The following is a 26,636-nucleotide window of genomic DNA, read 5'->3' as shown; positions in this document are numbered from 1 at the left end:
ATTGGTATCTTTTCTTCACAACTATTAATCGTAGTCACCATCTTCAGCAAATTGGCTATTATATAATTTTTCATAGAAACCGCCTTGCTCTAATAGCTCATCATGTGTGCCTTTTTCAATTATTTCTCCTTGGTTCATCACAAGAATCAAATCCGCTTCACGAATTGTTGAAAGACGATGGGCAATTACAAAACTAGTACGTCCTTCCATTACTCGATCCATCGCTTTTTGAATCAACGCTTCCAAACGAGTATCAACAGAACTTGTGGCTTCATCTAGTATCAAGATTCTTGGATTAGAAATCACTGCTCTAGCAATTGTCAACAACTGCTTTTGTCCGAGGGAAACGTTGTCTCCTTCTGAATTGATTTCCATCTCATAACCATCCGGCATCGTACGAATAAAGTGATCGACATTAGCTGTTTTTGCAGCATCAACGACTTCATAATCAGTAGCATCTAATTTACCAAAACGGATATTGTCTGCAATCGTTCCTTCATACAGCCAAGCATCTTGTAAAACCATACCAAAGACTGAGCGTACATCGCTTCGATCCATTTTTTTTGTATCAATACCATCAACTTTTATGGCGCCTTCATTAACATCATAAAAACGCATCAGTAAATTGATTAATGTCGTTTTCCCAGCTCCAGTTGGTCCAACAATAGCAACTGTCTGACCTGCTTTCACTTCAAAGTTCAAGTTTTTAATCAATGGTTTTGCAGGGTCATAACTAAAGCTGACATTTTCAAACTGGACTGAACCATGAACTTTTTCTGGTAACGGAACATTGTGTTCATTTAGTTCTTCTTCCGGCTCATCCAAAATCTCAAAAACACGCGTAGTGGCAGCTGACGCACTTTGTAAAGCTGCTGACAATTGAGTAATATTTCCCATCGGCTGACTGATCTGCCAAATGTATTGAATGAATGCTTGTAATTGTCCAACTACAATGACACCAGTAATTACATAGTAACTACCTAAAACTGCCATACCGATGTATGCACTATATGCTGTCATCTGCACAAGTGGAAGCATCAATCCAGAAATGAAAGCTGCTTTAAAACCAAAATTATTTAAGTTATGATTAACTTTTTTAAAACCTTCTAAGGTTTCTTTTTCACGTCCGTAAAGCTTTAATACACTAAAGCCAGTCATATTTTCTTGGACATAACCATTTAAATCACCAAGAGCATTTTGCATCCCTTGGAAATATTTTTGTGAGATGCTGACAATCGTTTTTGAAATAAATAATGATAAAGGAATCATTATAATGGAAATCAACGCCATCAACCAGTTGATATAAAACATCATCGCAACTGCCATAACAATCCCAAGAATAGCCGAAACAATATTGATGAAACTTTGCTGCATGGCATTACTAACTGCATCTACATCATTTGTCACACGAGACAAGATATTTCCTTGTTGATTTTTATCAAAATAAGAAACAGGTAATCGATTGATTTTCTCATCAATATCCCGACGTAAATCACGCATAGAATGTTGAACAACTGCTGCCATCAAATAGCCAGATAAAAATTGAGCCGCGCAATAACCGAGACCAACAATCAATATCCAAATCAAACATTGGATAATGTATGAGTAGTTCAATCCATCCCCTGCTGCAACATTATTACTAATCTCAGTAATTGGTAAACCAGAAACATAAGGTAAGGCTGCGTTAAATGCGACAGTTAAAATGGTGAAGATGATAACTAAAATAAATGTTCCTTTGTAAGGTCGAATATATCTAGCTAAGCGTCTGATAGAAGAAAGTGCGTTTTTCATGCTAATTCCTCCTCTGACAATTGAGAAGCTGCGATATCGTAGTAGATAGAGCAATTCTCAAGTAATTCACGATGGGTACCAATGCCGACAACATCCCCTTCGTTTAATACAACAATCTTATCTGCATGCATAATCGTACCAACACGTTGGGCGACAATTAAGACAGTTGCGTCTGTTGTTTCTTTTTTCAAACGTGCTCTTAAATTCGCATCCGTTTGATAATCTAAAGCTGAAAAACTATCATCAAATATATAAACTTCTGGACGACGAATCACTGCTCTAGCAATTGCTAAACGTTGCTTTTGTCCTCCAGAGAAATTGGTTCCACCTTCTGACAAAAGTTCATCATATCCGTCAGGTTTTTGTGAAATAAACTCTGTCGCCTGCGCAATTTCTGCAGCTAATTCCATTTCTTCTATGGTTGCGTCTTCTTTACCATAACGCATATTTTCTGCAATCGTTCCAGTAAACAATAACGCTTTTTGCGGAATATAACCGATTTTATTGCGTAATGTACTTAATTTGTACTCACGTACATCCACTCCATCAAGCAATACTGCTCCTTCTGACACATCATAAAAACGCGGGATCAACTGGATCAGGGTAGATTTACCACTCCCAGTACTACCAATAAATGCAACGGTTTCTCCTGGTGAAGCTGTAAAACTAACATTACGGATCACAGGACTTTCTGAATGCCCTGGATAAGCGAATGTTACATTTTTAAATTCTAAGTAGCCTTTTGTTTTTGTTTCTGTTATACCTTGTTCATTTTCTCGAATCGCTGGCTCCATATCAAAAGCTTCTTGAATCCGACGTGCTGAAACTGCCGCACGAGGATACATCATAAATACACTGGCAAATAACATAAATGAAAATAGTGCATGGAAAATATACTCAATAAAAGCAATCAAATCTCCAACAAGTAAACTCCCTTGATCAATTTGAAGCGCACCATTCCAAATAATCAACACCATTACAATATTAAATAGGAAGAAAAATCCAGGTTGCGCCGCAGCCATCAAACGAAACAGACTCTTAGAACTTTTGGTATAATCTTCATTTACTTTGCTAAAACGGCTTTCTTCGAATTTTTCATTAACAAATGCACGGATTACTCTCAAACCTGAAAGATTTTCTCTTAAAATCCCATTGATTCCATCTAGATTTTTTTGTTGCTTGTTTGATAACGGCTCAGATATTTTGGCAATCAGTACAACTGCTATTAAAAGAAAAGGCAATGAACCTAGCACAAACCAACCTAAAGAAGGACTCGTACGCATAACCATATATAAACTGACAAAAAACATCATAGGTGTCATGAAACCTATTCGTAAAATATTTCCCATAAACAACATTATTTGGTAGGCATCATTCGTCGTTCTTGTAATCAATGAAGATACGCCTATTGTTTCATATTCGCGATGAGAAAAAGTCTGTACTTTTTCAAACAGATCATCTCGAATATCACGTACAATATTCGTTGTCATTCGTGCGCCGAAATACCCTAACATAATGTTCATTATCACGCCTATAACAGTGATTACAATCATCAATATTCCCTGTTGCTTTACATAATCATAATCATTATTTTTAATCCCAACATCGATCATCTTCGCAAGAATCGTCGGTAATCCTAGTTCTATCAAAATAAACCCAAATACACAAATGAAGTCTAAAAACAGCAATTTCTTATATCTCATTGTGTAACGCCACATCAATTTCAATCAATCATCTCCTACTATTAGTTTTTAATTCAGTACTCCCACTATAGCATAAAATCAATAGTCAGGTAAATTATATTTAAATGAAAATTCAGCAGTTTTCAATTGAAGAATAAACCGAACCATTTTTACTATGTTATAATGAAACTTACTTTAATTTTACGCTAAATATAGAATGAAAGTGACGGATGAAAATCAATGAAAAAAATACTTTATATTGCTTTAGGTTGCCTTACATTTGGGTTAGGAACCATCGGTATTTTTCTACCGATTTTACCTACAACAATTTTTTACCTACTAACGGCCTTTTTCTGGATGCGTAGTTCTGATTATTTGTATACAAAGTTTATTGAATCAGCGTACTATCAAAAATATATTCAAGAATCTATCGTAGAAAAGAAAATCACGCCACTTGGTCGAGTAAAATTGTTTGTCACATTGTTTGTTGTTTTTGCTATTCCTTGTTTAATCGTACGTAATCCATTTATGACAACGACTCTGGCCATTGTTTATTTAGTCCATTTCATCGGTCTAAATGTGTATTTTAATAAAAAGAAAGCTCCTTCTTTAGAAGAAACAAATGAATAATAAGGTTTTCTTTAAAGTAGCAAGTCTGTTTCTATACTTATTTGCTGATTTATGATAAAATACGTTTAATTGTTGTACCGCACAACACAAGGGACGGTTGAAAGATAGTAAAGTTTCCATAAAACAAAGACAGTGGCGCAAAGTCGAGGCTCCATTTCATCATCAACGGATGTTTTTGATGACAATTGTTTTTTAGGTGGACAACCACCTCATTTTGTTGTGTTCAAAATTACAGTAAGAAATTATTAAAAATAAATAATCAACTGCTTTGGCAGGTAAAGGAGAAGAAATAATGATCTATAAAGTTTATTATCAAGAAACAAAAACAAGAAACCCAAAAAGAGAAGATACAAAGTCTATTTATGTTGAGGCAGAAAACGATGTTATCGTTCGTCAACAAGTAGAAGAAAATACCCCATACAACATTGAATATATTCAAGCTCTTGATGAGAATCATCTAGCTTACGAACAAGAACATGCGGAATTCTCTTTAACGGAGTTTTAATATGAAAGTAAATATTAAAAACAACGAAACCGGCGTTTTCGCTATAGGTGGTTTGGGCGAGATCGGAAAAAACACTTATGGGGTTCAATTTCAAGATGAGATCATCATTATTGATGCTGGAATCAAATTTCCAGAAGATGATTTACTTGGAATTGATTATGTTATTCCAGATTATAGCTACATCGTTCAAAATCTGCATAAAGTCAAAGCCTTAGTTATCACTCACGGTCATGAGGATCATATTGGTGGTGTCCCTTATCTATTGCGTCAGGCAAATATTCCAATTTATGCTGGACCGTTAGCATTAGCTTTAATTACCAATAAACTTGATGAACATGGCTTATTGCGAGATGCTGTGTTACATGAGATCAATGAGGATACCGTGATCCGTTTCCGTAAAACAGCGGTCAGCTTTTTCCGAACAACACATAGTATTCCTGATGCTTTAGGTGTAGTTGTTAAGACACCTTCAGGCAATATCGTGGCAACAGGAGATTTCAAATTTGACTTTACACCTGTCGGTGAACCAGCTAACTTACATCGCATGGCTAAATTAGGTGAAGAAGGTGTTTTATGTCTCCTTTCCGATAGTACCAATGCAGAAATCCCGACTTTTACAAAATCAGAAAAAACAATTGGTTCTTCTATTTTGAAGATTTTCGAAAAAATCGACGGACGAATTATATTTGCTAGTTTTGCTTCAAATATTTTCCGTCTACAACAAGCAGCGGACGCTGCTGTTAAAACTGGACGTAAAATTGCAGTATTTGGGCGTAGCATGGAAAACGCTATTGTAAATGGCGAACGACTGGGTTACATTAATGTACCTAAAGGTACATTTGTAGATGCATCCGAGCTAAATCAATTGCCTGCAAACGAAACAATGATTTTATGTACAGGTTCCCAAGGCGAAGCAATGGCTGCGTTAAGCCGAATCGCTAATGGAACACATCGTCAGATTTCAGTACAACCAGGTGATACAGTGATCTTTTCAAGTTCACCTATCCCAGGAAACACCACAAGTGTTAACCGCTTGATCAACTTGCTTTCAGAAGCAGGTGCTGAAGTTATTCATGGTAAGATCAATAACATTCATACTTCTGGCCATGGCGGACAAGAAGAACAAAAATTAATGTTACGTTTAATGAAACCTAAATACTTTGTGCCTGTTCACGGTGAATTTAGAATGTTAAAAATCCACGCATCGCTAGCTCAAGATGTGGGTGTCCCAGAAGAAAATTGTTTCATTATGGAAAATGGAGATGTTTTAGCTTTAACTGCTGATGAAGCTCATGTTGCTGGACACTTTAATGCAAATGATGTTTATGTAGATGGGAACGGTGTCGGTGATATCGGTAATGTTGTTTTACGTGATCGACGTATCCTTTCAGAAGAAGGTCTAGTTTTAGCTGTAGCAACAGTGGACATCAAAAATAAAGAAATTTTAGCAGGTCCAGACATTTTATCTCGTGGTTTTGTTTATATGAGAGAATCTGGTGAAATGATTCATGAAGGACAGCGCCTGTTGTTCAATGCTATCCGTGAAGCTTTGCGGGATGAAAATTGTACAGAAGCGAAATTGTGTGATGCGATTTCTACAGCGTTGCAGCCTTTCTTATTTGAAAAAACAGAACGTCATCCAATGATTTTACCAATGATCATGACTTCATAAGTTTATATGTAAAAAAGCAGTTGATGGATTTTTATCCCTCAACTGCTTTTTGGTTTCTATACTGTTTTATTAACAACTAATACGTTTGCTTGTGTATGATTTACCACATAAGAAGTTGTTGAACCGACCATCAGCCGTTCAAATCCATTCAGACCAGTTCTACCAATTACAATCAGATCAATTGGTTCTTTTGACTCTGTAAAATCAGCAATCAATGTTTTCGGATATCCATAGATAACATAAGTAAAGACATTTTCTAGTCCTTCACCCTTTGTTATCGACTCCCTTTTTTTCATTTCTGCTTCTTCTTTTACACGAAGTTCTTCCATCACCGTTCCCATTGACATCGTCAATTCGCCAAAATAATTACCCATCTCTTCAATTACGTATAAAATATGCAATGTAGCATTATTACGTTTGGCGATTTTAATTGCTTCCTGAAATGCCTTTTCTGACTGATCAGAACCGTCCACGGCAACTAAAATATTCTTATATGTTTCGCTCATGACAAAAACCTCCTTCTATGCTCTCTTCATTATACTACTTGAAAGGGCTTTCTACAAAAATACTGATCCTTCAAAACTTCGGACTTTACACTTTTATAAAGTCATGCTATAGTAATCATGGAATTTCGTTATCAGATATCGCCGCCTTTCATTAAGAATCAAGAAAGGAGAATCATTATGACATTTGGTAATAAAGTATTAAAATACCGTGTAGCGTTAGATACAAAGAAAAATTTGTTTATGGCTATTGATGCAAATGACCAAGCAAATGTAGCTTATGGTGTCACGATTACACAAGCAGTAAAAGAATTGAAAAAATCTATTTAAGGAGAGTTATCAACCTAAATGAGCGATTCAAGTTCTAATACGATTTAAAGGCATTCTGTGAATGAAAAATCACATGGATGCCTTTTTGTTTTGTGTTGATTATTTTTTCCTTCCTTTGTTTAAATGGTTTACAACTATGTTTAATAGTAAGATTCGTACGCTCCTTTTAATCGCCTAGTACTGTCCAACATCTGCTCTGCACTACGTAGCAATCGCAGTATTTTACAACAAAAAAACACCTAGCAAAATGCTAGGTGTTTTGGAATGGATGAATTAGTTTTTTTCTACGTTTACTGCTTGAGGTCCACGATCTGAATCTTCAACATCGAAGCTTACTGATTGGCCTTCTTCTAGAGTTTTGAATCCGTCTCCTTGGATAGCTGAGAAATGTACGAATACATCGCTACCATCTTCGCGAGAGATAAATCCAAATCCTTTTTCTGCGTTAAACCATTTTACTGTTCCTTGTTCCATTCTTTGTTCCTCCTCGTGCTTAAGCACTAAATATTGTAACATTGCCCGTGTACGATAGAGGGTTTTAAAATTAAAACTTCTATATTGTCCCAAACAAGATTACCCTTACATTGTACATGTGAACCCTTATTTTTGCAAGAATTCAAGCTAGTCTAATTTAAAAAAATTTTCTTCTCTCATACTGATGTATACTTGCTCCCCAATGATGATATGATCAAGTACCTCGATCCCCATCATCTTGCCGCACTTCTGCATTCTTTGAGTAAAATGAATGTCACTCTCTGAAGGCGTAGGATTGCCCGATGGATGATTGTGAGCGAGAATCAAACGGGCTGCAGAATACTTTACAGCACTACGAAAGACTTCTCTGGGATGGGCTACGGATTGATTCAGCGTGCCTTTAAAAACCGTTTCTTGTTTGATCACTTCATTTTTTGTATTCAAATATAAACAGACTAAATGTTCTTGTTGAAAATCTTGTAATTCATACATTAAATTTTGAGCAATTTGGTAACTGGAAGAAACCTTTCCAAACTTCATTTGAGTGCTTTGCTGAATGCGGTAGCCAAACTCGATTGCTGCTCTAAGTTCAATCGCTTTGATTCGACCAATGCCCTTGATCTCCATCATCTCAGTCAAGGTTGCATTTTTCAGCTCATATAGATGATTAAAATGATTCAAAAACATAGAAGCAACTTTCATGACATTTACGTTTTTTGATCCTGTTCGCAATAAAATCGCTAATAACTCTTGATTAGACAGTACTTTTTCACCTAAGTCTTCTAAGCGTTCCCTTGGTAAACAGTTTTCCGGCATCTCTCTGATAAATAGTTTTTCCTCTTTTAACAAAAAATCACTCCTTTACGCTCTTCTATTAAAAGATACGCAACGGAGTGCTAATTTTATTTTTCTAAATAAGCTGGAACTTGTGTTAAGCTGTCAAAAATTTCTAGTGTCTTTTCTTTGATTTCATTTGTTGGAGCTAATAGATCTGGTACCATGATTACAGGAATCCCAGCCGCATCTGCTGCAGTGACACCATGAAATGAGTCTTCAAAAATCAAGGTACTTTCTGCTTTTGTTCCAAGATTGAAGAGGGCTTTTTTAAATATTTCAGGATCTGGCTTTGCTCTTGTCACATCTTCTGCTGAAACAATTCCAGAAAAGCGTTCCTTAATTCCAGCGCCTTCTAATAATAATTCTATTGCTGGACGAACATTGCTTGAAGCGACAATTCTTGGAATTTCTTGTTGATCAAGAAAATCTAGCAATTCAAGTACGCCTTCTTTAAGTGGCACTTCACCTGATTCAAAGACTTGATACGTGTCTTCATATGAACGTTGAATAAATTCTTCGACTTTTTCTTTTCCAAACTCCTTGTAGATGCGATGATAATTTTCTTGTACCTCTTCATCGGACACACCTAAAAATTCTAAATAAACATCTTTATTGTACGGAAAGTTCATTGCATCCGCAATTTTTTGTGTCGACTGATAATAAATCAGCTCTGTATCGAATAATAAACCATCCATGTCAAAAATTACTCCATCAATTTTCTTCATCATTTCCTCCTAAATTTAAAAGCATCCTGAGCAAACCTATAGCACTAGGTGTCACTGTATTTCAAAACAAGAACGTCGTACTACTCCACGTCGCTAGATCCTATATTCAATAATAACTCACGTACTTGGGAAACAAAATAAAGAGAACCTGTCACTAACATCAAATCGTCTCCTGACATTTTTTCTAAGATCTCACCCAAGCCAAATTGCCATAATGAAACAAGCTCGGTTTTCTCATCTTCAAAATGAGCCATTTTTGTTAACTCAATAGCCCTTGGATAATCAAAGGTCGTTAAGTACAAATGAACATTTGGTACTTTCCTCAGTAAACCAATCATCTGATCGACATTTTTGGTTGCCAGTGCCGAAAATAAAATATGGATTTCTCTGTTTGGAAATTCCTTTTTTAAATTTTCAGCTAAACGGTGCATCGCATGATCATTGTGGGCACCGTCTAAAATAATCAGCGGTTCATCACTGATTTTTTCCATTCGTGCAGGCCACTGCGCTTTTGCCAACCCTTGATAAACATCACGATCTTTAAAATGAATTTGTTGCATGTCACAATAAAGATGAAACAACTGAATAGCTACAGCTGCATTCTCCACTTGATGACGTCCTAATAAAGGTACTTTCACATTCGGAAGTTTTCCAGCTTTTCCATAAAAATGAAACACTTCCCCCCACTGCTTATCTGGATGCAGATATTCAGCTTTATAGTCTTTATCATAACGATAAACTGAGCTATGTTTTTCTTTAGCTACTTTATCAATCACCATAAATGCTTCTTCTTCAATATTTCCAGTTACAACAGGAATGGATTCTTTAATGATACCAGCTTTTTGGAAGGCGATCTTTTCAAGCGTATCCCCTAAAATTTCTGTATGATCTTTACCAATTGTGGTGATAGCTGTTAACTGTGGTTTGACTACGTTTGTACTGTCTAGTAATCCACCAAGACCTACTTCAACAATAGCGACGTCCACTTGTTCATCTAGAAAATAATCAAGAGCCATAACTGTCAATGTTTCAAATTCTGTGATCCCCGCACTTTCAGGCTGTTGATCCATCTCTTCAATTAAATCTTGGTATTTTTCTACATACTGGATGATATGATTGTCTGAAATTCCGTGACCATTGATCGCAATCCGTTCGTTAAAGTGCTCAATGTATGGCGATGTAAATGTCCCCACTTTTAAACCTAGCTCTTCTAACATGCATCTCAAATAAGTAACTGTTGAGCCTTTTCCATTCGTGCCAGCAATGTGAATCGTTGGTACTTTATCTTCTGGATTGTCCACTCTATTTAGTAGTTCTTCCACACGATCAAGACCTGGTCTAGAGCCAAAAGGCAATCTGCTATGGATCCAATCAATTGCTTCTTCTATTGCTAATGACATCTTATCAACTCCTCACTACCTATTATATCGAAAGCAGGAATGCTTTTCACTAATTAAAGCCTTTTATGATAAAATAAATAAGTCCATATGTATAAAGTAAAAATAGATTTTTTTGCATCTTCACCAAGTCCCATGATAGACTAGAATCTTAGAAGAAATTGAATTTTATGGTTCTTTTTATCAAAAACTTAATCGAAAAATAATTATTGTTGCAGGTCGTTCGTTTAATTTCATTAAGATTGATTGAACCTTTATCCTAAAACAGTTACAAATTATTAGAATAGAGGAGCAGTATAAAATATGATAAGAATTAAAAAAAGTTTGTTGATTAGTGGAAGTTTTTTATTGCCTTTCCTATTGTTGATCATACTCTGGTTCATCTTGGGTTTAGCACCTTTAGGGAGTAATAATCTCTTAGTCAGTGATTTAGGTACACAGTATATGCCATTTTTAAGTGCTTTTAAGCAATTTTTTCAAGGTGAAACATATTCTCTCTATACATTTTCCGATGCACTTGGCGGAACTATTTTACCATTGAGTGCCTATTATTTATTAAGTCCTTTCAATTTTTTAGTTTTATTTTTCTCTTATGAACAGCTTCCCATTGTGATTCTACTTATTATTACGCTAAAAATTTCTCTTATGGGCAGTTCGATGTTTTATTATCTTCAAAAAACCTATCAACAATCAAGTATGTCTACATTACTTTTTTCAACATCTTATAGCTTATGTGGCTTTGTGACAGTTTATGCTTTGAATTTTATGTGGTTAGATGCATTGATTTTCCTACCGTTATTAGCCTTAGGAATTCAACAGCTGTGGGATCACAAAAAATATGTGCTTTATTCGGTTTCACTATTTCTTTCTATAGTAACGAATTATTATATGGGCTACATGCTTTGTATTTTTTCCGTTTGTTACAGCTTGTATTGGTATTATCAAAAAATAGATTCATCGCAAAAAAAATCTATCAAACAATTCATTAGAGAAGGTCGTTTGTTTTTTGTTACTTCTTTTTTAACAGGAATTAGCACGAGCTTTATTTTGATTCCAGCAATAGAAGGTATGTTAGCCACAAAGAAAACCAGTTTTGATTGGCAAACATTTTTACCTATCCCGAATTTTGGTTTAAACTTTCTATCTCAATTAGGAATTGGCAGTGTCAATTTCGAATGGCGCTTAGAACATTTACCTACTATTTTTTCTGGTATTCTAATGACCTTGCTTTTTATCGCCTATTTCCAGCTACCTGCTATTTCTAAAAAAGAAAAAAAAGGTACTGCCTTTTTGATTGGGTTTATTTTCTTAAGTTTTTGGTTGGAATTGATCAATACTATCTGGCATATGTCCCAAAGTCCTGCGGGATTTCCTTATAGAAACACCTTTATCCTTAGCTTTTTGATGATAAAATTTGCTTACGAAGCGTTTCTTAAATTGAAACAAGGAGCTACACTAAATATAGTTGTACCCAGTATTTTTTCTGGACTATTGATCGTTGGATATATCGCTTTAAAATTTTCAAAAGAGCGTGTATTTCTGTTATCGGATTATTATTTCATTATCAGCCTTCTTTGTATTTGGTTGATTTATGCTTTGCTTTTCTTAAGTCAAAAAACACATGGTCTACAGCGGCTAAGTATTTACAGCCTACTTTTCTTTTTTGTTTGTTCCGAACTGGTTTTTAATTTTTGGATCAGCTTTAAAGATATTCCTTTTGGTAATCAAGAAAAATTTGCACAAACATACCAAATTCAAGATACCATTATTTCAGGTTTACAAAATGAACATTCTGATCTATTCCGAATAAAACAAACGATTGATTCTGATGTTGCTGGTTACAACGAAAAAAATAATGGCTATAATAATCCGATTCTATACGGGTATGCAGGGGTTTCCAGCTATACTTCAACGTTAGATGCTAAAACTCAAGATACATTGACTGCTTTAGGTTTGTATCAAAAAAATGACCGTAGAATCGCCTATGTAGATGAAGCAAAAGTGATCAATTTGCTTTTAAATGTGAATTATCAACTGACTCCAGAAATTAAATCACAGCAAAAAAATATTTCAAATGATCCTTCAACAAACGTTTACGAAAATTCTGAAGCGATCGGTATGGGCTTTTTAGTTCCTAAAAAATTCGGCACCATTGAATTAACTAAAAATCAGCCATTAAGAAATCAAGAAATGATTTTACAACAGATTCAAGCAAATCAACATGACTATTTCAAAGAAACACAAAACATAGCTTTTACAACTCATTCTGATAACAACTATACTCTTAAAACAAAAACAACAGCAGACGGTGAGGTCTATCTTTATGCTCCAGATGTTGATTGGGAGAAGATCACTTCATTTAAAGTCAACGGCAAGAAGATTCAGCCAGCTGTTTATATCGCAACAAATCAACTATTTAATCTTGGCTATTTCAAAAAAGATGAGGTCGTACAAATACAATTGGAATCAGAAAGTGAACTTGAAGAAAAAACTATTGAATTAAAAACGCTGCAGCAAGAAGCTTTCGATTCACTAATAAATGCACAGCAAGCAAAAGCGATCCAGCTAAAAGAACAAGTGTCAGGTACACTGACTGGAGAAATCACAGTAACAGATGAAAAAGAGTCATTACTCTATTTAGCCATTCCATATGATAAAAATTGGCAAATCACTGTTGATGGACAGAAGATCAAAGCTAAACGAATCTTAGGAAATTTCACAGGTCTTGACCTTACTACTGGAAAACACCAAATCACCATGAACTATCACCAAAGAAATTTCTTTATAGGTATTTTAATTAGCTTTTCCGTCCTTTTCGGCGTATTATTTTATCAGATATTTAAGCGAATTTTACAGCGAAACAACAAGTAAGCGTGAGAGGAATTTACAGACATGGGAAGAACTATTCTTAAAAGAATTATCTATGTACTGCCGATTTTAGGAATTATTGGTTTTACTGCCTTAGTCATTTATGGTTATTCCAAAGGAATTTTTCATTCTGTTCAGACGTTACAGACTTTTATCAAACAATTTGGTAAGTATGCTGTATTGATTTTTATGGCACTCCAATTAACTCAAGTAATTGTCCCCATCTTACCTGGAGGAATTTCTACCGTGGTTGGTATGTTGATGTTCGGGAGTATTCAAGGATTGATTTATAGTTATATTGGATTGATTATCGGAGAAATCATTGTTTACTGGCTGACTCGTTATTATGGAAAAGCTTTCGTCCGTTTAGTTTTATCGAAAAAACGCTATTTACAGTTTGAAAAGATGATGGATCGTCCCGAATCAGGAATCAAAAAATTAATGATTTTTACGTTGTTAGTACCTTTTGCACCAGATGATTTAGCTTGTTTGGTAGCTGGTTTAGCGGATCTGCCATTTAAAGAGTATATGAAAATCTTGCTTATCTTTAAATTCTGGTCTGTCGCGACTTACGGCTATGCGTTGTTGTTCTTATTCAATCGTTTTTTGATTAGTTAATACAACTGAAAAAAAGCAAGTACGATTTTGATGATTATTGTCGAAATCGTACTTGTTTTCGTTTAAGTAATAGATCCCTTTATTTTCTTCAAAAATTGCACGAAATAACTCCCCCTAATTCTACTATTCCTTCACAACCTGTTCTTGTTGATTGGTTCTTTACGAAATCAGAAAACACAATTCAGATAAAAAACACCCCTTAAGTATGATATTATTAACTTGACATTAATTTTTAAAAGGAGGTTAACCTATGAAAAAGAATAAAATGATTAAAGGTTTAATAATGGTAGGATTGATTGGAATGGTTGGTTTGCAGTCTCCTATAGCTTTAGCGGAAGAACAAAAAAATTTTATAAATGAAATGGACGCTAACCAATCCAACAAGTTAGAGGAGACAATAGAAGAAGTTACGCCGAAAAGCATTACAACAAACAGCGAGAACGAAAATAAAATTACAGGAACGTTCGGAACAGTTCCATGGACGTTTGAAGAAGAAACACAAACACTTATTTTTGACGAGGGGGAATTCCCAAATACAGACCAGTTATCTAATATTGAAAAAAACATTCGTCCAGATATTAAGCATATAACATTTGCGAAACCTGTTATAGCAAATAAAAATTCTAGCTATTTATTTAACTCTTTAAAAGAATTGGAATCTATAAAAGGCTTAGAACTTCTAAATACAAATAACGTAACCAATATGAGCTATATGTTTTCTCACACAACTAATCTAACAACTCTCAATATCAGCAACTGGAATACTGGTACTTTGACTGATATGACTGGTATGTTTCTAGCGGCATCTGCTTTAACTGCGCTTGACTTGACTGAATGGGACACCAGTAATGTACGTGATATGACTGGTATGTTCGCAGAAACAATTAGTTTAACTACTCTTGATTTAAATAAGTGGGATACCAGTAACGTAATTTCTATGGCTTATATGTTTCATCGCGCAACAAGTCTAACCTCTCTTGATCTTAATAATTGGAATGTTAGTAATGTAATTAGTATGGGGGGATTATTCGCAGATACAAGTAATCTAAAAGAGCTTACTATAGACAATTGGGATACTAGTAATGCAACCGACATGTATGGTTTGTTTTTTTGCGCAACAAGTCTGACTTCACTTGACTTAAGTAAGTGGAACACAGATAAAGTAAAAAACATGCATTGGATATTCTATGGTGCAAGCAATCTAACCTCTCTTGATATAAGTAGCTGGAATACGCATGGTCATTTTTCAAATAGCTCATATCCCGACAATATGTTTAGTGGTACCTCTTCTTTAGACACGTTAATTTTGGGAGAAAACAGTTTATTAAACAATTCTGAAATTCCAGAAAAAAAAGATGAACGCTATACTGGAAAATGGACACTAGTTTCTCAAAATACTCAAAATGGTTACTCTAGTAGTGAAGACTTGATGGCAAATTACAATGGGAGTATACCAGGTAAATATATCCGAGAAAAATATGAAGACATTATCAAAGTAAATGGTGTCGAATTATCATCTAGTATATTAGAGTTAACAGTTTCTAAACAGGTTACCCTACAGCCAAAAATCACACCAGAGAATGCAAGTAATAAGAAAGTAATCTATACTTCGTCAGATCATACCGTGGCAACAGTATCCTCAGAAGGTGTTGTAACAGGTCTTAAAAAAGGGACAGCTGTACTCACTGCAACAACAGAAGATGGCGGTTTCCAAGCAATTAGTACTGTTACAGTTACGGAACCAACTTCTTTATTTATTGATCCGTTCTATTTAGGTATTGATCACTATGTAACTGGGAGCTTAGATTCTAGCCTCTCCGCTAAAAAAGTTCAATTGGTCGTAAATGGTGAAGTGATTTCTACTTCAACAGTCTTTAGCGATGGAAGTTTCGAATTGGATACAAAAGGAATGATCACTAAAGTAACAGACAAAGTAGAAGTTATTGCATTAGATCGGAAAAATAAAGAACTAGAACGGACTACTGTAAAACTAGAGGAAAAATCTTATGCTTTAACCCTTAATCCCTACATTTTATACGAAGACTCAACCGTCTCTGGACAAACCGATTATTTCCATACTCATGTAGCCTTGCTAATCAATGGAGAGGAAATAGAACGTAAACCGTTATCCTCAACAAGACAGTTTAATTTTGATGTAGAAGGATTGATTGAGTATGCTGACGATGAAGTAGAAGTCATTGGTTATCGATATGATGATAAAATTACTCGGAAAGAAGTAGCGATTCAAGAACCTGTGATAGAAATAGCTCTATCTCCATATAAAGTAGGTGATCCATATTTAGCTGGAAAAGTAATAGGAAAATCTGCCAAAAATGTGCGTTTATATGTGAACGGTAGAAGACAACAAACAATCAAAGTAGCTGAAGATGGCACATTTAGCTTATTAGGAATGGCGATTTTATCACCTGAAGATAAAGTACAAGTGGCTGTTTTAAATGATTCAGGAATTGAGATTAAGCGATTCGCTGTTACAGTAACCAATTAAAGTAAGTAACTTCAAAAATAATGTATTTAAATTAATAATGACTATCAAAAAATGGAACAATAATCAGATTTCCACCTGATTATTGTTCCATTTTCGTTTATGCTTAATTCACTGTACGAAGTTGTGCAATTCGTTCTTTTACAACGACTTGTTTTTCTAAATAATCTTTTTCTTTTGCTTTTTCAGCTTCCACAACATCATCCGGTGCATTAGAAACAAAGCGTTCATTTGCTAGTTTTCCTTGCACACGTTTAACTTCTTGCGTCCATTTGTCTAACTCTTTCTCTAAACGAGCAATTTCTTCTTCCACGTTGATCAAACCAGCTAGAGGTAAGTATAGCTCTGCTCCTGTTAACACAGCTGACATCGCTAATTCTGGCGCAATGATATCACTTGCGATCGTCAACTCTTCTGGATTACAGAAACGTTCGATGTAATTTGTGTTTTCGATCAAGAATTTATCAACAGCTGTATCATTTGTTTTAATCAACAGTGTGATTGGTTTTGAAAGTGGTGTATTCACTTCGGCACGGATATTACGTACTGCGCGAATCACTTCTTTTAAGACTTCCATACCGCGAGCAGCTGTTTCATCTGAAAATTCTGCGTGTACGACAGGATAGTCAGCAACAACTAGGGAAACTCCTTCGTGAGGAATATTTTCCCAGATTTCTTCTGTCACAAATGGCATGATTGGGTGTAATAGACGTAAAATTTGATCTAATGTATACACTAAAATGCTGCGAGTTGTTTGTTTTGCGCCTTCATTTTCACCATAAAGAATTTCTTTACTCATCTCGATATACCAGTCACAGAAATCATCCCAGATGAAGTTATATAATTGACGACCAGCTTCACCAAATTCAAAACGATCGAATAGATCAGTAACACGAGCAACTGTTTCATTCAAACGAGTTAAGATCCAACGGTCTGCTACTGTTTTCTCACCACTAAAATCAATGTCTTCATATGACATGTCTTCAACATTCATGATTACAAAACGGCTAGCATTCCAGATTTTATTGATAAAGTTCCAAGAAGCATCCATTTTTTCATAGCTGAAACGCATATCTTGACCTGGTGTTGAACCATTTGACATAAACCAACGTAGCGCATCTGCTCCGTATTTATCAATGACTTCCATTGGATCGATTCCATTGCCAAGAGATTTACTCATTTTACGTCCATCTTCTGCTCTAATCAGACCATGCATCAAGACATTTTTAAATGGCGCTTTTTCGGTAAACTCTAAGCTTTGGAACATCATACGACTCACCCAGAAGAAGATAATGTCGTATCCCGTCACTAATGTACTAGTTGGGAAATAGCGTTGGTAATCTTCTGCTTCTTCATCTGGCCACCCCATTGTTGAAAACGGCCATAGTGCTGAACTAAACCATGTATCTAATACATCAGAATCTTGTGTCCAATTTTCAGCATCCGTTGGTGCATCCATGCCAACATACATTTCACCCGTTTCTTTGTGATACCAAGCTGGAATTTGATGTCCCCACCATAATTGACGTGAGATGACCCAGTCATGAACATTTTCCATCCAGCGTAAGAAGGTTTGATTAAAACGTGGTGGATAAAATTCTACTGCATCTTCTGTTTCTTGATTTTTAATTGCTTTTTCAGCTAACGGCGCCATTTTTACAAACCATTGTGTGGATAAACGAGGTTCAACGACAACACCTGTACGTTCTGAGTGTCCAACGCTATGATTCATTGTTTCGATTTTAATCAAGCGACCCATTTCTTTAAGGTCCGATACAATCAGTTTACGTGCAGCAAAACGATCCATACCTGCATATTTACCAGCTAAATCATTCATAGAACCATCTTCATTCATTACGTTTACACGAGGTAAATCATGACGGTTACCAACTTCAAAGTCATTCGGATCATGAGCTGGAGTGATTTTTACCACACCTGTCCCAAATTCCATATCTACATATTCATCAGCAATGACTGGGATTTCTTTGTCTACTAAAGGTAGTGTAACTGTTTTACCGATGATTGCTTGATAACGTTCATCTTCTGGATGTACTGCAATCGCAGTATCTCCAAGCATTGTTTCAGGACGAGTTGTGGCAATTTCAACAACGCCTGTTCCGTCTGTCAGTGGATAACTCATATGATAGAAGGCACCTTCAATATCTTTGTGGATAACTTCAATATCAGATAAGGCAGTTTTTGCTTTTGGATCCCAATTGATGATGTATTCACCACGATAGATCAGGTCTTTTTCATATAAAGAAACAAACACTTTGCGAACTGCTTGAGATAAGCCCTCATCTAATGTAAATCGTTCACGACTGTAATCTAGAGACAAGCCCATTTTTGCCCATTGTTCACGAATATGAGACGCATATTCTTCTTTCCAATCCCACACTTGTTCAACAAATTTTTCACGACCTAAATCGTAACGAGAAATATCTTGTTCCGCTAATTTTTCTTCTACTTTTGCTTGCGTTGCAATACCTGCGTGATCCATTCCTGGTAACCACAATGTATCAAAGCCTTGCATTCTTTTTTGGCGGATAATCATATCTTGTAATGTTGTATCCCATGCATGACCTAAGTGTAATTTCCCAGTAACGTTTGGTGGTGGAATAACGATTGAATAAGGTTTTGCTTCTTTATTGCCGTTTGGTTTAAATAAATCTTGATCTAGCCATTTTTGATAGCGACCTTGTTCTACTTCTGTTGGCTGGTATTTGGTCGGTAGATTTTTTTCTTCTGACATGTAGATTCCTTCTTTCTGTTTTTAATCTAAATTTTTGTTTAGTAGTAAGACTGTCTGTAGTAAACATGCAAAAAGCCCTAAAATACTTTCGTATTTTAGGGCGTAAACTCTGTACGCGGTACCACCTAAATTGTGCTTGATATCCAAACACCGCTTCATTGGTGAGGTAACGATCACTACTCGAATCATTCTACTAACTTCAAATCATTGACTCCCAAGCTACCTTCTTACTGGTTATGTGAAAATCTTCCACCATACGATTCTCTCTCTATAACGATGCCAGTAGTACTCCTCTTGTTCATTGTCTTTGCTCCATTATTTTACATTGAAGTGGAAAATAAGTCAATTTGAAAAAAACTAACGAGCTGCTTTTGCTTTTGCTAACGCAGTATCATAATCAGGTTCTTCCGCAATTTCTGTAGAAATCGCTTCATAAGTAATCTTACCTTCTTTATCAATTACAAAAATACCACGAGCCAAACGTCCCATTTCTGGAATAAATAATCCGTAAGCTTTCCCAAATGTTCCATCAGTATCATGGAGAATTTCCATATCAACACCTTCAGCAGCACACCAATTCGCCTGTTCTTCTTTTGTGTTATTGGAAATTGTTATAAATTTTACACCATCCACATTAGCCGCTTCTTGATTGAAACGTTTTGTTTGTAGTGAGCATATTCTAGTATCGATGTCTGGTACAACACTGATCAAAACAGGAACTCCTGCAAAATCGGACAAGTTCACTACTTCATCTTTTAAATTTCTTAATGAAACATCTGGTGCTTTAGCACCCAACTCAGGTTGTACACCGATTATTTCTACTTCTTCGCCTTTTTTTGTTACTTTCATTCTTTTTCCCTCCCAAATTTAAAACCTAAACTCTCTTTATTTAGTATAGAGGAAGGAACATCAGATGACAAAGTTCTTGCCTCCTACGCTCTCTTATTTGAAAATGTTTCATCAAAATAAATTAATGTCTGCAGTTCCGTTGTCAAATCGATATATTGAACATTCACATTATGGGGCACAATTACACGGTCTGGGGCAAAATTCAAGATCGCTGTGATGCCTGCATCCACAATTTTGTCTATTGCTTCTTGTGCAAACTGGCTAGGTACAGTTGAAATCGCAACTGTCACACCCGTTTTTTTGATTTCATCTGCTAATTTATCCATTGGTTGGATAATAACATCATCAATGGATAATCCAACAAGTTCTTCTTTGGAATCAAATGCACAAACAATATTTAAGTTTTCATTTCTCCGAAAATTATTCTTGACTAATGCTTTTCCTAAATTACCACAGCCAATCAATGCAATTCGTTTTTCTTCTTGCGTATTTAAAATATGACTAAAAACATCAATCAAGTAAGGGACATCATAGCCATAACCACTACGTCCCAACTCGCCCAATTGGGAAAAATCACGACGAATTGTTGCTGATGGTACTTGGATCACTTCACTAAACTCTTTTGACTTGATGCGTGTCACACCAGAATCACCTAACATTTTTAAATAACGCAAGTATAACGGCAATCGCTTAGCAGTTGCTTTTGGCATTTGTTTTTCTTTATGTAATTCCTTCATTTTCCAGCTCTCCTTGTTACTTTTTTCACATATGTATACAGTTTATCATGCTCTGCGTCTACTAGCAACTTGTTTGTGAAAGAAATAGTTGCTATTTGAAAAAGATAAATAAAAAAAACAGACTCGATAGTGTTATCAAGTCTGTTCTTTCGATGTTTACAGCAAATCAGAAAATTCTTCGCCTTTTTCACTTGTTCCAGTTATTTCACTAACTTTTAACCCCACCATTGCTCGAGCCATCAATCCCTCTACATCTAAACGTGCTTCATAGGCTTGAGCTTTGTCTAATTTTGGTCTTGTTTTTGGTTGAGGCGGTGCAAAAATCGTACAGCAATCTTCAAACGGTTGGATAGCTAATTCAAATGTATCAATCTTTTCAGCGATTTCGATGATTTCACCTTTATCCATTGAAACAACTGGACGAATGATCGGTGTTGTTGTTACTTCATTGATTGCTACCATGCTTTGCAAGGTTTGAGAAGCCACTTGTCCCAGTGACTCTCCATTGATAATCACTAAACCTTTTCGAAGTTCACGAATAGCATCTGTTAAACGTAACATCATACGACGCGTCACTGTCATTAGATAACCTTCTGGCACAACGCGTTTGATTTCTTCTTGGATTTCAGTGAATGGTACTTCGACAAATTGAATACTCCCTGCATATGGCGCAATTTTGGCCGCTAAATCTTTCGCTTTTTGCAGCGCTTGTTCACTTGTGTAGGGTGGACTGGCAAAATGAACGGCTTCAATTTCTACGCCTCGTTTCATAGATAAGTAACCTGCTACAGGTGAGTCAATTCCGCCAGAAAGCATCAACATACCACGGCCACCTGTTCCAACAGGTAATCCACCTGCTCCACGAATTGTTTCATAAGAAAGGTAGGCGCCTTCTTTACGGATTTCGATACGAATATCAATATCTGGTTTTTTCATTTGAACGGAAATCTCAGGAAAGACTTCAAACACGGCTCCGCCAAGTTCGCGGTTTAATTCATTTGAATCTAACTCAAAATCATGATCAGAACGTTTAGAAGTAATTTTAAATGTTTGACCTGGTTGATAAACATCCTTAATGATCGTTTGAACCATTCCCCGAATAGCAGGCATTGTTTTTTCAACTCGAATACTTGGAGAAAAATTTTGAATACCAAATACTTTTTCTAATTTTGGCATAATCTGTACACTATCTTCCCCATTTAACAGTAAATGCATACGGTCACGATCGGCATGAATTTTTACTGCTGGAAATTCCCCTAGGGTTCTTTTAACATTTTGCGCTAGTTGAGAAGTAAATACTTTTCTATTCTTCCCTTTAGTTGAAAGTTCGCCGTAACGAACCATGATTTCAGTATATTTCACTATTTTTCAATCCTTCTCTATTAGAACTTTCTATGTTGCTATTTTTCCTGCTACATAAGTAAACTTATTGTCAAAGTGTTCATAATAACTATTAACGTGAATCAATATAACACAGTATTTCACTTTTTTAAACCTTTAATTAAGATTTTTTATGGGTATCTTATCCTTATAGCAAATAAAAAAAGAGCAGCAAACTATTCCAGTTTTACTACTCTTTCTAGTTCTAAATAAGTTTCAATTCAAAACATTCTTTGTTTTTTGTTACTGGGCGCTTCTGTTTAATAATTCAAATGGTTTTCGTTGCGTTTTTTAGATAATTCTTTTGCATACATTGTAATAAGAAGAAACATTAGTACTAGGTAGCCAACAACGATCATTGAGTGTAGTGTTTGTTCTCCTGTTCTCGGAAACATCCCTGTCGTCTTATTAGAATTGCTTCCTACACCTTTTGATACTGATGGATCATTCGGTAAATAACTATCTGATCCTGTCTCCTTGACATTTTCTTTCATGAGACTAATCATTTTTTGAAAATTGTTAACTGTAAAAGTTACTGGTGTTTGATCCAGAATATAACCAGTAGGTGCTGCGATTTCTACAAATTGGTAGTTTCCAACTGGTAAGTTTTCGACAACTATTTTTCCTTCTGTGTTTGTGGTCAGATCATTGTACACCACTGTTCCATCTGATTTTTCTAATCTGAATTTTGCTCCTGCCAACGAACGTTTTGTCATACTGTCTATTTTTATTAATTCTACTGATCCTTCAACATTTATCGGTGTATTTTCCTTTGTAACATTTGCTCTCGCTTCCTCAATTAGTGCCACATTTACTGGTGTCTCATCCAAAGTATAGCCAATTGGCGCAGCTGTTTCTATAAATCGATAATTCCCCAAAGGTAAATTTTCTACAAGCAATTTCCCTTCTGCATTTGTAATCAGTTCATTTTGAATAACACGTCCATCAGCTGCTTCTAATCGGAATTTTGCTCCCTCTAACACTTGTTTCGTCACACTATCTACTTTTGTCAACTCCACTGAACTAGTAACAGGTATCGGTTCAGAATATAGCCCCATATTTATCCTATGAGCGGTCTTATCTGGAGCTAGTTGAATAGAAGCTACTCCAGCTTTTAATTGATCAGGTTTTACATCGGTTGCAATTATTTCTTCTGTACTTTGTAAGTACTCAGAAATTGTATCACCATCTTTTGTCTTTATCCGTACATTGTAATCTCCTCTGGCGGTCACATTTGAAAATTCGTACGCTCCATTTTCATCAGTAGTTACAGTGTTCACTGTATAAGTTACATCGTTTGTGACCAGTTCTACTTCGTACCCTTCAAGTCCTTTTTCATCGATATCTTTCAAGCTATTTTTATTTGTGTCTTGATACACCAAGCCTCGAATCCCATAAGCAGTTACTGGGATTTCTGATACGCGAGATTCAATCCAGTATTTATTTTCCTTATCTGTTGATACAGTGAAGGAATTTGCCATTTTTTGGTCATTTTTAATGGTTGCATCGATCGGAATTTTAGCTGGGAATGTAAAAGTAGCTGTTTCATTCTGTTTTAAAATAGCATTGTCATTTAAAACAATTTTAATCATCGTGACTTTACTATAATCAATCGTACTTATTTCTGGTGATAACCAGCTTTTATTCATATTAACCTTCATATCGCCTGAAGGCTCTTCATAAGAATAATAGACTGTATATCCTTCTGGTACTTCCACTGGTCCATCTAACACGTAACCTAAATCTGATCCTCTTGGATGGTGAGTGCCATCAGCTCCTACAATTGTCGTTAAATCTCCCTTATGTGGTAAAACATTGATTCCCACTAATTGACTAATATCTTCATCACTATAATTTCCTACTGAAAGTTGTTGTTTAATAATCGTACCCTGATCCACATGTTCTGCTTTCCCAGTCACAAACTCTTCTCCACCATTCACAGCCGCTGCTGTGTCCACGTATAAACTAAGAGGTGGAACAACCGTGATTGAAGTAGAGAACTTTAATAATTCTTTGTTTTCCGCATTTGAACTAATCAACTTATATGGATCTTCTTCACTTTTTATAAAAGTATTGTTGTACATGACCATGTCAATTCCAGTTGAACCATTATTATCATACGTAAAGTAGCTGTCTATTATTTGCTCCCCAAAACGAACTGAGTCATTGAATTTAAGGGAAATATTCAACCCTTTATATGAAAATAAATTGTCTATATCATCCATTGTCCATTCCTCTTTAGGGGTAATAATGATTGCTGTTTTTTGAGTCCCTGAAAAATTTTTCTCAATAGAATAGGAATATCCCCCTGCCAACCACTTATAATCAGTTATACTTTCTACTTCCACACTCTCAGGTACGATTACATGTAACTTAGGGTTTACTAATTTTTTATTGTCCAGTTTTAGTATGAAATTCCTATAGGTAAGATCAAATATTTCATCAACAAACACTTTGTTCTTCGTTTGATCTTGTGCTAACGCAATGCTGTGTATAGCTTTACGCGTTGGAAGGGACATATAGTACGTACTTTTTTTAGAACCATCTCCAAAATGCACGGTTCCGGAATTATGAATATAGCTAAACATCGTTGTTAAAGAAGTTTCTAAATATTTCCAGTATTCTGTACTTCTTTTGGCTGTAAACTTAAGTCCCACACCATTACCCGCTTGGGTTAATTCCACAGGAGTGTCAAACTCCACATAAAATGAATCGTAGGAATTTTCGTTATCGTTAAGATTTACTTCCTTTGTTACGTCTTCAGATAAGATCACCTTTTGCTCTTGCCCATTTTTATTATAAACACCCACTAGTTTGGCTTTTCCGCCAATTTTGACATCTCCATAGGCAACCACTTGAGCAGACTTAAGAATAAAAGGATTTGATCCGTCAATTTTTTCTGAAGTATCCACAATTTTCTCCACCGTTGACTTGTCAAAGTCATCTGTACAGTGAACATAAACCTCACCCAAAAATAGTGCATCTTTATTTTCTTCTATATAATATATACCTTTGGGATTTTGCCAGTCCATACTTTTTTCAATACTAGCACCAGCCGCTTTTTTGTTAAATTTTCTTTTCGCTTCAGCTCTTTCCTCAGATACTCTGTATTCAATTTCCCCGTCACTATCTAATAGTCTTGTGGTTGCTTTAAAAGTAACTGGATAACCTGGAGTATTGACTTTGACATTTTTGTACCTGACCTTAAATGAGTAATCTTTTAATATCTCATTTTTAGGAATCCTGCGGCTGATTGAATGGTTTTCAGCATTATAAACCCACTCAGGACCATTGTCCCCTGGCTCAAATATAGTGTTCTCTGTCAATTGAAATTCAACAATTGAATCCGATATAGCCCTCCCTACATTGCCCGACACTTTTCCTTGAAGAAAGAATTTTACTTCATCTACATAATCTGAACTGACTAAACCATCCGTTGTAACATACTTCCCAGACACCTCAATAGTTGTAGTACTTTGTCTGATATGAATAGCTCTGTTTATCGTAGTTGCTTCTAATTCAATCGAATTACTCGCCAACTCTTTATCCTCTTCATAATATAATTGCTGTGTAACAGATCCTTTAGTTCCGTGAAACAATTTATCCGAATGAAACTTTATTTTAAAGGGCACAGAAAGCTCTGTACCTGTTTTTACCTCTTTGAGATAAATATCCAAGTAAGTATTTTCAGCATCTTCTGAAAGTTCACTTTTTAAAACGCTTGAGCCACCAGAAACGACACCATAATGTGCAAAATACTCTTTAGGTAATGTAATTCTAAATCGCAGATCTTCGCTTTTAAAATCTCCCCCCGAGACCACCATTTTTGAGTATAAAGTAATTTCTTCACCGGTTAAATAATCTAACTTCGGTGAATGATCTTCATTTTTTTCTTGAGGAAAAAGATCTGTTTTAATCTCATACTGTTTCTGTTGGTACGCTGACTCATCACTGATGCTTGACCTATCCTCTGTAACTTTTTCTGCATCAATTTCTATCGCTTTCTCAATTTGTGCATCTTGTGCTTGAGAAACAGACAAATACGTCGTATCCATTGTTTCTTCTATTTCACTTGAAGCTGATGTTTGTGAACTTTCTGACTCCGAACTTGTTACACTTTGCTCTGTCGCCTCTTCGGCATAAACGCTGGACAAATGCCTAAACATACCAACAACGTCTATTACTTGAACCAACACAAGTAATAATACCAAAAATTTAACCATTTTCTTTTGCATATATATCTCTCTCCTTTATTTTCATGAACCTAATTATATCACAAAGTTATATAATTATTATATTAAAACATATTAATTATACCAATTTAATTTAATATATATAATAAAAAAGTCTAGATCAGAATTTACTGACCTAGACTTTTTTATT

General features: G+C 35.5%; 19 protein-coding genes and 1 other annotated feature. Of the genes, 7 read left to right on the top strand and 12 right to left on the bottom strand.

Annotated elements, in window-relative coordinates; translation table 11 throughout:
* Positions 1-24: 24 nt before the first annotated feature.
* Positions 25-1,791, bottom strand: a complete 1,767-nt coding sequence (gene efrB, locus BCR23_RS14130) for a multidrug efflux ABC transporter subunit EfrB (protein ID WP_069636138.1) — start codon at positions 1,789-1,791, stop codon at positions 25-27.
* Positions 1,788-3,518, bottom strand: coding sequence for an ABC transporter ATP-binding protein (locus tag BCR23_RS14125; protein WP_069636137.1), 1,731 nt, complete (start codon positions 3,516-3,518; stop codon positions 1,788-1,790). The genes efrB and BCR23_RS14125 overlap by 4 nt, the downstream gene beginning before the upstream one ends.
* A 195-nt stretch (positions 3,519-3,713) precedes the next feature.
* Between BCR23_RS14125 and BCR23_RS14120 the strand changes: the two genes are divergently transcribed.
* The 3 genes from BCR23_RS14120 (at position 3,714) to rnjA (ending at position 6,280) form a co-directional block, all read left to right on the top strand.
* A complete protein-coding gene (locus tag BCR23_RS14120; RefSeq protein ID WP_069636136.1) occupies positions 3,714-4,103 on the top strand; it encodes a YbaN family protein in 390 nt (129 codons plus the stop codon).
* A gap of 292 nt (positions 4,104-4,395) precedes the next feature.
* A complete protein-coding gene (locus BCR23_RS14115) occupies positions 4,396-4,608 on the top strand; it encodes a DNA-directed RNA polymerase subunit epsilon (protein WP_010770914.1) in 213 nt (70 codons plus the stop codon).
* Position 4,609: 1 nt separating this feature from the next.
* A complete protein-coding gene (rnjA, locus tag BCR23_RS14110) occupies positions 4,610-6,280 on the top strand; it encodes a ribonuclease J1 (RefSeq protein ID WP_069636135.1) in 1,671 nt (556 codons plus the stop codon).
* A 56-nt stretch (positions 6,281-6,336) separates the two neighbouring features.
* On the opposite strand, the gene BCR23_RS14105 is transcribed toward rnjA, so the two are convergent.
* A complete protein-coding gene (locus BCR23_RS14105) occupies positions 6,337-6,786 on the bottom strand; it encodes a universal stress protein (protein WP_069636134.1) in 450 nt (149 codons plus the stop codon).
* Positions 6,787-6,963: 177 nt separating this feature from the next.
* On the opposite strand from BCR23_RS14105, the gene BCR23_RS14800 reads away from it, so the two are divergent.
* The gene (locus BCR23_RS14800) at positions 6,964-7,113 is read left to right on the top strand and encodes a hypothetical protein (protein ID WP_167352181.1); all 150 of its coding nucleotides are present in this window, start codon (positions 6,964-6,966) and stop codon (positions 7,111-7,113) included.
* Positions 7,114-7,386: 273 nt separating this feature from the next.
* On the opposite strand, the gene BCR23_RS14100 is transcribed toward BCR23_RS14800, so the two are convergent.
* From BCR23_RS14100 to BCR23_RS14085, 4 genes are all read right to left on the bottom strand, one after another.
* Positions 7,387-7,587, bottom strand: a complete 201-nt coding sequence (locus BCR23_RS14100; protein WP_069636133.1) for a cold-shock protein — start codon at positions 7,585-7,587, stop codon at positions 7,387-7,389.
* 147 nt (positions 7,588-7,734) lie between these two features.
* Positions 7,735-8,403, bottom strand: coding sequence for a RadC family protein (gene radC, locus BCR23_RS14095; protein ID WP_069636191.1), 669 nt, complete (start codon positions 8,401-8,403; stop codon positions 7,735-7,737).
* 86 nt (positions 8,404-8,489) lie between these two features.
* Positions 8,490-9,152, bottom strand: coding sequence for an HAD family hydrolase (locus BCR23_RS14090; protein WP_069636132.1), 663 nt, complete (start codon positions 9,150-9,152; stop codon positions 8,490-8,492).
* A 77-nt stretch (positions 9,153-9,229) separates the two neighbouring features.
* Positions 9,230-10,549: a bifunctional folylpolyglutamate synthase/dihydrofolate synthase gene (locus BCR23_RS14085; RefSeq protein WP_069636131.1), complete on the bottom strand. Its 1,320-nt coding sequence runs from the start codon at positions 10,547-10,549 to the stop codon at positions 9,230-9,232.
* Positions 10,550-10,849: 300 nt separating this feature from the next.
* On the opposite strand from BCR23_RS14085, the gene BCR23_RS14080 reads away from it, so the two are divergent.
* The 3 genes from BCR23_RS14080 to BCR23_RS14070 all read left to right on the top strand — a co-directional run bounded on the left by BCR23_RS14080 (position 10,850) and on the right by BCR23_RS14070 (position 16,538).
* A complete protein-coding gene (locus tag BCR23_RS14080; RefSeq protein ID WP_069636130.1) occupies positions 10,850-13,417 on the top strand; it encodes a YfhO family protein in 2,568 nt (855 codons plus the stop codon).
* Between the two features lie 21 nt (positions 13,418-13,438).
* Positions 13,439-14,032, top strand: coding sequence for a TVP38/TMEM64 family protein (locus BCR23_RS14075; protein WP_069636129.1), 594 nt, complete (start codon positions 13,439-13,441; stop codon positions 14,030-14,032).
* Between the two features lie 250 nt (positions 14,033-14,282).
* Complete coding sequence (locus BCR23_RS14070) at positions 14,283-16,538, top strand: BspA family leucine-rich repeat surface protein (protein WP_069636128.1); 2,256 nt, start codon at positions 14,283-14,285, stop codon at positions 16,536-16,538.
* A gap of 103 nt (positions 16,539-16,641) precedes the next feature.
* Here BCR23_RS14070 and BCR23_RS14065 read toward each other — a convergent pair whose 3' ends face one another.
* The 5 genes from BCR23_RS14065 to BCR23_RS14045 all read right to left on the bottom strand — a co-directional run bounded on the left by BCR23_RS14065 (position 16,642) and on the right by BCR23_RS14045 (position 26,488).
* Positions 16,642-19,287: a valine--tRNA ligase gene (locus tag BCR23_RS14065; RefSeq protein ID WP_069636127.1), complete on the bottom strand. Its 2,646-nt coding sequence runs from the start codon at positions 19,285-19,287 to the stop codon at positions 16,642-16,644.
* Between the two features lie 93 nt (positions 19,288-19,380).
* Positions 19,381-19,598: a binding site (T-box leader), on the bottom strand.
* Between the two features lie 46 nt (positions 19,599-19,644).
* Positions 19,645-20,136 carry a thiol peroxidase gene (gene tpx / locus BCR23_RS14060; protein WP_069636126.1) on the bottom strand — a complete coding sequence of 164 codons (492 nt, stop codon included), beginning with the start codon at positions 20,134-20,136 and terminating at the stop codon, positions 19,645-19,647.
* Positions 20,137-20,219: 83 nt separating this feature from the next.
* Positions 20,220-20,873, bottom strand: a complete 654-nt coding sequence (locus BCR23_RS14055; RefSeq protein WP_069636125.1) for a redox-sensing transcriptional repressor Rex — start codon at positions 20,871-20,873, stop codon at positions 20,220-20,222.
* A gap of 156 nt (positions 20,874-21,029) precedes the next feature.
* A complete protein-coding gene (gene thiI / locus BCR23_RS14050) occupies positions 21,030-22,235 on the bottom strand; it encodes a tRNA uracil 4-sulfurtransferase ThiI (protein ID WP_069636124.1) in 1,206 nt (401 codons plus the stop codon).
* Positions 22,236-22,513: 278 nt separating this feature from the next.
* Positions 22,514-26,488, bottom strand: a complete 3,975-nt coding sequence (locus tag BCR23_RS14045; RefSeq protein WP_069636123.1) for an MSCRAMM family protein — start codon at positions 26,486-26,488, stop codon at positions 22,514-22,516.
* Between the last annotated feature and the right edge of the window lie 148 nt (positions 26,489-26,636).

Origin of the sequence: Enterococcus quebecensis (assembly GCF_001730365.1) — a bacterium.
GTDB classification, from domain to species: Bacteria; Bacillota; Bacilli; order Lactobacillales; family Enterococcaceae; genus Enterococcus_L; species Enterococcus_L quebecensis.
Note: the sequence above shows the minus strand (reverse complement) of the source record. Positions and strands in the feature narration are given on the sequence as shown.

Excerpts from the sequence above, each read along its gene's own strand:
- efrB (WP_069636138.1), bottom strand. The coding sequence starts at position 1,791 with ATGAAAAACGCACTTTCTTCTATCAGACGCTTAGCTAGATATATTCGA.
- BCR23_RS14120 (WP_069636136.1), top strand. The coding sequence starts at position 3,714 with ATGAAAAAAATACTTTATATTGCTTTAGGTTGCCTTACATTTGGGTTA.
- BCR23_RS14115 (WP_010770914.1), top strand. The coding sequence starts at position 4,396 with ATGATCTATAAAGTTTATTATCAAGAAACAAAAACAAGAAACCCAAAA.
- rnjA (WP_069636135.1), top strand. The coding sequence starts at position 4,610 with ATGAAAGTAAATATTAAAAACAACGAAACCGGCGTTTTCGCTATAGGT.
- BCR23_RS14105 (WP_069636134.1), bottom strand. The coding sequence starts at position 6,786 with ATGAGCGAAACATATAAGAATATTTTAGTTGCCGTGGACGGTTCTGAT.
- BCR23_RS14800 (WP_167352181.1), top strand. The coding sequence starts at position 6,964 with ATGACATTTGGTAATAAAGTATTAAAATACCGTGTAGCGTTAGATACA.
- BCR23_RS14100 (WP_069636133.1), bottom strand. The coding sequence starts at position 7,587 with ATGGAACAAGGAACAGTAAAATGGTTTAACGCAGAAAAAGGATTTGGA.
- radC (WP_069636191.1), bottom strand. The coding sequence starts at position 8,403 with ATGCCGGAAAACTGTTTACCAAGGGAACGCTTAGAAGACTTAGGTGAA.
- BCR23_RS14090 (WP_069636132.1), bottom strand. The coding sequence starts at position 9,152 with ATGATGAAGAAAATTGATGGAGTAATTTTTGACATGGATGGTTTATTA.
- BCR23_RS14085 (WP_069636131.1), bottom strand. The coding sequence starts at position 10,549 with ATGTCATTAGCAATAGAAGAAGCAATTGATTGGATCCATAGCAGATTG.
- BCR23_RS14080 (WP_069636130.1), top strand. The coding sequence starts at position 10,850 with ATGATAAGAATTAAAAAAAGTTTGTTGATTAGTGGAAGTTTTTTATTG.
- BCR23_RS14075 (WP_069636129.1), top strand. The coding sequence starts at position 13,439 with ATGGGAAGAACTATTCTTAAAAGAATTATCTATGTACTGCCGATTTTA.
- BCR23_RS14070 (WP_069636128.1), top strand. The coding sequence starts at position 14,283 with ATGAAAAAGAATAAAATGATTAAAGGTTTAATAATGGTAGGATTGATT.
- BCR23_RS14065 (WP_069636127.1), bottom strand. The coding sequence starts at position 19,287 with ATGTCAGAAGAAAAAAATCTACCGACCAAATACCAGCCAACAGAAGTA.
- tpx (WP_069636126.1), bottom strand. The coding sequence starts at position 20,136 with ATGAAAGTAACAAAAAAAGGCGAAGAAGTAGAAATAATCGGTGTACAA.
- BCR23_RS14055 (WP_069636125.1), bottom strand. The coding sequence starts at position 20,873 with ATGAAGGAATTACATAAAGAAAAACAAATGCCAAAAGCAACTGCTAAG.
- BCR23_RS14045 (WP_069636123.1), bottom strand. The coding sequence starts at position 26,488 with ATGCAAAAGAAAATGGTTAAATTTTTGGTATTATTACTTGTGTTGGTT.